This window comes from Rhodoferax antarcticus ANT.BR, from assembly GCF_001938565.1.
GTDB classification, from domain to species: Bacteria; Pseudomonadota; Gammaproteobacteria; order Burkholderiales; family Burkholderiaceae_C; genus Rhodoferax; species Rhodoferax antarcticus.
The window spans coordinates 157,919-165,466 of sequence record NZ_MSYM01000016.1 but is presented as its reverse complement, the minus strand read 5'-3'; the positions used below and the strand labels follow the sequence as shown (position 1 = coordinate 165,466).

8 protein-coding genes and 3 pseudogenes are annotated in these 7,548 nt (G+C 60.3%); 9 read left to right on the top strand and 2 right to left on the bottom strand.

The features are described from left to right. Nucleotides 1-40 precede the first annotated feature (40 nt). From tnpA to BLL52_RS14860, 7 genes and pseudogenes are all read left to right on the top strand, one after another. A pseudogene (gene tnpA, locus BLL52_RS22015) lies at nucleotides 41-229 on the top strand (IS66 family insertion sequence element accessory protein TnpA); the annotation flags it as partial. A gap of 116 nt (nucleotides 230-345) precedes the next feature. After that, nucleotides 346-939 (top strand): IS66 family insertion sequence element accessory protein TnpB, encoded by a 594-nt coding sequence (tnpB, locus tag BLL52_RS20810; RefSeq protein ID WP_156876236.1) that lies wholly within the window; start codon nucleotides 346-348, stop codon nucleotides 937-939. 21 nt (nucleotides 940-960) lie between these two features. Further along, a complete protein-coding gene (locus BLL52_RS22145; RefSeq protein ID WP_198930644.1) occupies nucleotides 961-1,704 on the top strand; it encodes an IS66 family transposase in 744 nt (247 codons plus the stop codon). An 11-nt stretch (nucleotides 1,705-1,715) separates the two neighbouring features. Beyond that, nucleotides 1,716-2,093 (top strand): IS66 family transposase, encoded by a 378-nt coding sequence (locus tag BLL52_RS21035; RefSeq protein ID WP_425319591.1) that lies wholly within the window; start codon nucleotides 1,716-1,718, stop codon nucleotides 2,091-2,093. Next, nucleotides 2,072-2,257 (top strand): annotated as a pseudogene (locus BLL52_RS21030) (transposase domain-containing protein); the annotation flags it as partial. The gene BLL52_RS21035 and the pseudogene BLL52_RS21030, both read left to right, overlap by 22 nt. A gap of 98 nt (nucleotides 2,258-2,355) precedes the next feature. Continuing rightward, entirely contained in the window at nucleotides 2,356-2,637 is a 282-nt protein-coding gene (locus BLL52_RS14865; protein ID WP_075587450.1) for a type II toxin-antitoxin system TacA family antitoxin, read from the top strand. Continuing rightward, nucleotides 2,634-3,155: a GNAT family N-acetyltransferase gene (locus tag BLL52_RS14860; protein WP_075587449.1), complete on the top strand. Its 522-nt coding sequence runs from the start codon at nucleotides 2,634-2,636 to the stop codon at nucleotides 3,153-3,155. Before BLL52_RS14865 ends, BLL52_RS14860 begins: the two co-directional genes overlap by 4 nt. Here the strand turns inward: BLL52_RS14860 and BLL52_RS14855 are convergent. Further along, a pseudogene (locus BLL52_RS14855) lies at nucleotides 3,152-4,045 on the bottom strand (Tn3 family transposase); the annotation flags it as partial. The gene BLL52_RS14860 and the pseudogene BLL52_RS14855 overlap by 4 nt on opposite strands. Before the next feature lie 195 nt (nucleotides 4,046-4,240). On the opposite strand from BLL52_RS14855, the gene BLL52_RS14850 reads away from it, so the two are divergent. Both BLL52_RS14850 and BLL52_RS14845 read left to right on the top strand, forming a co-directional pair. Then, the gene (locus BLL52_RS14850; RefSeq protein ID WP_075587448.1) at nucleotides 4,241-5,413 is read left to right on the top strand and encodes a hypothetical protein; all 1,173 of its coding nucleotides are present in this window, start codon (nucleotides 4,241-4,243) and stop codon (nucleotides 5,411-5,413) included. 1 nt (nucleotide 5,414) lies between these two features. Further along, a complete protein-coding gene (locus tag BLL52_RS14845; protein ID WP_075587447.1) occupies nucleotides 5,415-6,245 on the top strand; it encodes a mechanosensitive ion channel family protein in 831 nt (276 codons plus the stop codon). A 67-nt stretch (nucleotides 6,246-6,312) separates the two neighbouring features. Here BLL52_RS14845 and BLL52_RS14840 read toward each other — a convergent pair whose 3' ends face one another. Continuing rightward, nucleotides 6,313-7,011 carry a DUF2238 domain-containing protein gene (locus BLL52_RS14840; RefSeq protein WP_198930643.1) on the bottom strand — a complete coding sequence of 233 codons (699 nt, stop codon included), beginning with the start codon at nucleotides 7,009-7,011 and terminating at the stop codon, nucleotides 6,313-6,315. Nucleotides 7,012-7,548: the final 537 nt, after the last annotated feature.

Sequence of the window (7,548 nt, the reverse complement as noted above, 5' to 3'; positions counted from 1 at the left end):
CCGAAGCTTGCGCCATCTCAACTCAGATGGAAAAACGGACATGCAAGCACGATCAACCTCATTTGCGCAACACGTTGCAACGGCCTGGCGCGAAGGAGTCACCATGGCCGCATATGCCAAAACGCATGGCCTCGCAGCTTCAACCCTGTACCGCTGGCAACAAAAGCTGCGCCAGACCAAAGCCACTGCAATTGACGCAATTGCCCTGACCCCCTCACCCGCCAAACCCGAAGCCCTCGAACCCACTGAGCCCGAACCGGCGCAAGGCAAATTCATCGCCCTACGCATCCAAAGCGCCCAACCCCGGTGCAGTGCTCAAACAGCTGTTGCGCCGCAGAAGCACCGGTGCGCGACACCGACTATGGCGCCGGTTATGCCAACACCAACACCAACACCAACACCAACACCAACACCAGCGACAGCGACAGCGACAGCGAGCCCAACGCGCGTCGCTGCAGTCGACAACCTGATACCGCCCAACTGCACCCTGCTACTGGCCGGTGGCATACGACTGGAGTTACCAACGCGCCCAGACCCCCACTGGCTGGCAGCCCTGAGCCACTACGCACAGGCAGCGCACTGATGCACCCGGGCTGCAACATCGATCAGGTCTACCTGTGCCGTGAACCCATTGACTTCAGAAAAGCCATCAACGGCTTAAGCGCACTCGTTGAGCAGGAACTGGGCTTATCCCCCTTTGCCAGCGCGCTGTACGTCTTCACCAACAGACGCCACACCCAGCTCAAAGCCCTGTACTGGCACCGCAACGGATTTTGTTTGTGGCAAAAGCGTCTGGAGGCCGATCAATTCGCCTGGCCGGTGGATGCAAAAGCGCCCACTGCGAGCTGCAGTTTGCATGAGTTTGGCTGGCTCTTGGAAGGCTTTGATTTGTCGAAAAATACACCTCATAAAACACTCAATTTTGCGCGTGTTTCATAGGGGAAACGGCTAAAATACAGCATGTCTTTTAGCTCTCTTGAAGCCACCTTTTTGCCACTGGAAATTGTCTTCCCGAAGCCGCAAAAAGTGTCGGGTTTACCGACCACTTCAGACCAGCTTGAAGCCCTGCTGTCAGCCACTCAGGCGGCCTGTGAGAAAGCCGCACAAGAGACCTATCAAACCAGCCTGGCGGCCATGCGCCTGCAAGCTCATGAATACATCATCCGCATGCTTGAGCAAGCCACCTTGGCCAGGCACCGCCTGTTTGGTGCCAGCTCCGAGCAACTCAGCGCCCAGAGCCGCTTGTTCGATGAGGCTGAAGTTCTGGCGCAACTCAATCCTGGGGCCCAAGACCAGGCCATCATCCCGCCAGCAACGTCAATAAGCCCTGAAGATGGCGTTGCTACTCAACCAGCCCGACCCGTGGCTCGCGGCAAACGTCGCCCATTGCCCGCAGAGTTGCCCCGTGTGGATGTGATTCATGATGTCCCGCAAGCTGATCGCATCTGCCCTTGTGGCACCGAGATGGTGGAGACAAGGCCAAGAGGTCAGCGAGCAAATCGACATCGTGCCGATGCAAGTGCGTGTGATCCGCAACATCCGCAAGCGCTACGGCTGCCCGGCCAGTGTGCATGCGCCTGTCACGGCAGCACTACCGCCCCAGCCACTGCCCAAGAGCAACGCCAGCGCCGACTTTTTGGCCATGCTGTTGGCCGCCCGAGTTCGTTGATGGTTTGCCACTGGCGCGCTTCGAGCATGTTTTAAGTCGCCACGATGTGGTGGTGCCGCGCCAAACCCTGGCGCGCTGGGTCATTGGCTGCGCAGGCTTACTGCAGCCGCTGCACAACCTGACGCGTGACATCTTGTTGGACTGCAGCTTGCTGCACATGGATGAGACGGTGGTTCAGGTGCTTAAAGAAAAGGACAAGGCCCCCACGTCCAACAGTTACATGTGGGTGCAAACCGGGGGTCCGCCAGACAAGCCGGTGGCGCTTTATGACTACGACCGCAGTCGCAGTGCGGCGGTGCCGATTCGCCTGCTTGAAGGCTACAAGGGTTATTTGATGACCGATGGCTATGACGGCTACAACGCGCTGGAGCGTGGCGGTGACATCATTCGCCTGGCATGCTGGGCGCATGTGCCAGTGCGGTGATCTATTCACTGGTGCAGACGGCCAAAGCCAATGGACTGGAGCCCTATGCTTGGCTGCGCCGGGTGCTGCGCGACTTGCCAGCGGCCAATACGGTTGAAGCAGTGGAGGCGTTGCTGCCTTGGAATGTGCGCAGAGCAGATTTGGCGGCCAGAACGATTCCTTGAGCTACTGGGGTTGATGGAGCGCTTACACACGTCCTGCACCATGCGGGTATTGAAATGTACGGCAATTTGCCGTATGATTACATCAGGAGGACACCACCATGCCCATAGCCATCTCTACCGCCCGCCTTGAAGCCCGGATCAGCACTGATCTGCACTCGATGCTCAAGCGCGCCGCTGAACTTCAGGGGCGCACCATGACCGATTTCGTTGTGGCCGCCGTCCGGGACGCCGCGCAACATGCCATCGAGCAGGCCGAAGTCATCCGCCTGTCTCTGGCCGACCAGAAGTGCTTTGCACAGGCGCTACTGTCGCCGCCGCAACCGTCACCGGCTTTACAACGTGCTTTCGCTCGTCGCAGCAAGCTCTTGCGCGCTGAATGAACAGTGCGCCGTTGCGGCTCGCGCGGCTCGACACCACGCATGACCGGGCCGCGTTCGACAGCGGTTCGGAGCCACTGAACCGCTACCTGCGGGAGCAGGTCAGTCAGGACATTCGCCGCCGCGTGGCGGCTTGCTTTGTAGCCTTGGCGGACGGCAATCGCATTGCGGGCTACTACACCTTGGCATCGGCCAGCCTGCTGCTGGCCGGGCTTCCGGCCAGCACTGGCAAGAAGCTGCCACGCTATCCGACTGTGCCAGCGGTTCGCATGGGCCGCTTGGCCGTCGATCAAGAATTCAATAGGCAAGGTCTAGGCGGCGCGCTGTTGGCCGATGCACTTGACCGTGCCGCCCGCTCCGAAATTGCCGCCTACACGCTGATGGTGGATGCCAAGGACGAAGCCGCAGCGGCTTTCTACCGGCATCACAGCTTCATCGCTCTGCCCGATTCGCCGCATACCCTGTTCTTGCCATTGGCAACCGTCCAGCTTTCTCGAAACTCGCCGTTCCCGGTAGCCTAAACCGAGAACGGTTTTCGAGAATACCCTGGCCACGCTGGGGCTAGACCGAACCGCCTTCTCAGAAAGACTTCTCGCAGACCATCGTTTGCGAGAGACGCACGCCAGCCCTTAGCGTGCTTTAAATTCCGTTTTCCGAGACGCCCCCTCTCTGCCTTGCTGCCGGTTCTGAAGTTCTGGCCATCCGACGATGACGTGGTGCCGTCACCCCAGTTTCCGGCGAAAGGTTGCCGAAACTGCGCATTCACCAGCTCGGCCAGCGCCGTCGAATAGGTTTCGTCGCGGACATACCAAGCTTGCAACCAGGACAGCTTGGCATACGTTGTGCCCGGGCAGGACTTGGCCATTTTGGTCAAGTCAAGGTTGATCGCATCGGCCAGGATGATCGTCATCAGCAAGGTTTTGTCCTTGGCGGTGTCGCCAGTCTTCAGGTGCGTGAAGTGGCGGGTGAAGCCCGTCCACTCATCGACCTCCATCAGCAGCTCGGTCATCTTGAGGTGTGGCAGGATCATGGCCGTCTGGTCGATCAGGGCTTGCGCAGCATCGGGCACCGCCGCGTCCAACGATGTAATTTTCAGGCCCGACGCTGTGGTGATGATGGCGTCCGGCAGATCATTGGCCGGCGCCATGCGATTGACTGTGGTGAGCTGCTCCTCCAGCAATTCCAGACGTTCACGCAGGTACTGATCGCAGTCAGTGGCCACGGCCAGCGGCAATTCGCTGGCCAGCTTCAGAGTGACAAACTTCTCGACCGGCACCAGGTATTCGTCGAAGTCTTTGAACTGGCGCGAGCCTTGCACCCATACGTCGCCCGAGCGCAGCGCGTTCTTCAGTTCCGACAGCGCGCATAACTCGTAGTAACGCCGGTCGACGGATGATGCATCGGTCCAAACGCGGCGGCAAGAATGGTTCATCCAAGGCACACCGCAGGCCGTATTGGCAGTGCATGCGGCCCAGCATCTGGGTGATGCTGGCGCAGGCCGCCTGCGCCGTGCGCATTGCGTCGGTGCCGGGTGAGGTCCGGGTGCAAAAGGCAGTAGTATGGTGTCTGAATTCCCTTTGAACGGAACCCCGAAATCGACGATGCCATGGATGCCGTGAACCTGCCCCAACTGATAGCGCTCAGTGACTACACCGCGCCGACGATGCCGACCGAGCAGGCCTTCCGCGCAATTTGGGCCCGGCTAAAGCGACGAATGTCCGGCCCCGAAGACCCGCTTCTGCAGCATTCGGGCCTCGACCAGGCGTCGCTGGCGATGATTGATGACCTCGCCAACCCGCCAGATAGCGGCCCACTGCTGCAGGCGTTCGAAGAACAGTTCGGCGAGTGGTCGCGTGACGCTGATGCACTTCCCCGGCTTCGCACCATCGTCATCCCGCCGTGCGACACCACCGGAACACTCGCGATCTGGGCACAAACGCATGGTCACGCGTTGCTGCCAGAGCCGAGCCGCATCGACCTGACCAGTCTGGCAGGCACAGGCAAGCTACCCGACCTGACCGGTGACGGATTGCTGGTGATCCCACGGCTGGAGCAGTGGTTCCTGCGTGAGCGCAACGGTCTGCACACGGTGCGCTCGCTGCTATCGGAACTGGCGCGCACAGAGCGCCGCTGTCTCGTCGGTTGCGACAGCTGGGCCTGGCGCTTCATCGTCAAGGGTGCGAGCGCCGACCTCGCCTTGCCGCGTCCGCAGACTTTCGAGCCCTTCGATGCGCGGCGGCTGCGCGACTGGTTCGCCACGCTGGCACGCGACAGCGGCGGTGTCACTGCGACGTTCAGGCTGACGGAAAACGGTGAAGACGTGCTCGCTTGCGACGACGACGGCGAGCCGCGCAACGCCCACCTGCGCCAGCTCGCCGCGCGTAGCGGCGGCATACCGTGGGTTGCGTGGCACCTATGGCGTGCCAGCCTGAAGGTTAGCGTCGGCGAGGAGCCGCTGTCGGATCGCGCCGCAGGGGCAACTGCTGGCGACGCGCGCACGGTCTGGGTCGTCGGCATTGATGATGTCGAGCTGCCGCCGTCGAACGAGGACCGGTCGCTGCTGGTGCTGCAAGCGCTGCTGATCCACGGTGGACTAACGTCAGATGAGATCGACGCGGTGCTGCCCACAACTGGCGAACCCGACATGCTCGCGGCGCTGGTCACCACAGGCCATTTGCAACGCGAACAAGGTAGCGGCTGGCACCATGTCAGCCCAACGGCTTATCCGCCCATCCGCAAGGCGCTGAAGGCCGCGGGTTTCCCAAGCGGAGCAATCTGAGATGGCAGCAGCAGAACTAGGCCAGCAAAAAGCCGCCAAGCTGATCAACGACCTGCAAGACATCAGCTTCACGAAGATCGGGTTAATCCTGCTGGTGACTTGGCTCGTCATCCTGCTGGCGCGCAGGCTGCTGCCTTACTTGGCCGAGCGGGGTCCGAGCCAGTTGCGGCTGTATCTGCTTGGCGCGGTGCCCACCATCCGGCTGGTGCTGCTGGTCATCGCGACAACCTGGGTGATTCCGATCGTCTTCAACATCACGTTGCAAAACTTCCTCGTGATCGCCGGCGCCCTCGGTGTGGCGATTGGCTTCGCGTTCAAGGACTATGTCAGCAGCCTCATCGCCGGCTTCGTCGCGATCTTCGAGCGCCCCTACCGCCCAGGCGACTGGGTCCGCATCGGTGACGATTACGGCGAGGTGCGCACGGTTGGTATGCGGGCGATCGAGATCTGCACGCCCGCCGACGACATCGTCCACGTGCCGCACGAAAAGATCTGGCAAAACAACATCGCCAACTCCAACGACGGCACGCGCACGCTAATGTGCGTCGCGTCGTTCTACCTGCGGCCCAACCACGATGCGGGCCGCGTGCGCGTGGCGCTACGCGACGTCGCACTGAGCAGCGCCTACCTCGAATACGACAAGCCGGTGGTCGTGATGCTGGCCGATACGCCGCTGGGCACGCATTACAAGCTCAAGGCCTACCCCTTCGACATGCGCGACCAGTTCCACTTCATCAGTGATCTGACCATCCGCGGCAAGCTGGCGATCGCTGACTCGGGTGCCGCCGAAGTGCAGGCAATGCCCGGAGTCGTCGAACCCCGAGCGGCTTGAGGTAATTAAGGAATGCTCGGACGGGTCTAGTGAAAGTTATCGCGCGCCAGCAACCACTGTGCGCGCTTCAGTCTTTGAAAAACCGGGGGTTGCGCTCAACGAATCGGTCGATCCAGGCCTCGATGAACGAGGGGCTATTGCGCACCATGCGCCACCACCCAAAACCACTGATGACGGCGGCGCCCAGAGCATCAACGATCAAGTCCCACATCGTGTCGGTTAGCCCGCAGGGGTCGCCGAGCATGGGCTTTTGCATCTGCGTGCCCAACAGCTGATCGACGCTGAACTCGAAGATCTCCCAAGCGGTGCCGACTGTGACCGCGAATGCAAACGCAAAAAGCGCAACGAATCCGGCGCGCATGTGAAGGTCAATGCGCCTGCTTTCATTCAGCACATAAACCAGCAAGAATCCGACGATGCCCAGCAGCAGGCCTGACACGCTGTGCAGCGCAATGTCCCACCACCAGTAACGCAGGTAGTAGCTGTGAAACTCACCCAGGAAAAGCGCTGCGAAGACGAACAGAATCGTCAGCAGCTCGAATTCGGCAGGGATGCGAATGGGTAGTCGATCGCCCAGCAAGGTCGGCGCACCGGTGACGGCCATGATGACAAGCAACCAGACCGCGCTCATCCACGACGACTGCCAGAGCAGCGCCAGCAACTCGACCGCCATGATGCCCTGAAGCAGCAGCAGCACGCCCATATGGAGGCGTTTGTGGGCCCGACGTGGCGTCGATGCCGAGGATGGTGGTGTTGAGGGGGTCACGCGGGGACGCCGGAATCAACCGTAACCGCGCACGCAAGGCAGTGCCTACTGACTATTTCCCATCGGGACCTGCGTCGCGCCGCGTCGATCCCAGCAGCACAACCGTTGACTTCGGTCACTGCCAATTGCAATCGTTTCAAAAGATGCTTGTCGACGGAGGCTTGGTTTTTGTTATCCACCATCCTCCTCGCGGCGCCAGGAAGGAAAACGAACGAACGGTACATTTCCCGCAAACTGAATTTGCGCTCGTACTCGACTCGGGCGCGCATCGCCTCAGGTATATCTACGTTCGTTTTCATTGTTCACTTCTGATCGTTTTAGAAATCGGAAAAGGCAGCTATTCACTTGCATTGTGCAGTTGGGTGCTGCCTAGGCAGCCAAATAGCAAATCAGCGCGCTATTCGCACACAGGTCTGACGAGGATGATCACCAAGCTTGACGACTGCGTTGATAGAGAAAAAGCCTCGTAACCCAGGTGGAATAAGCGCAGATAGCTACTGAATTTGCAGCATTCTCACAATATTTTCGATATCACTG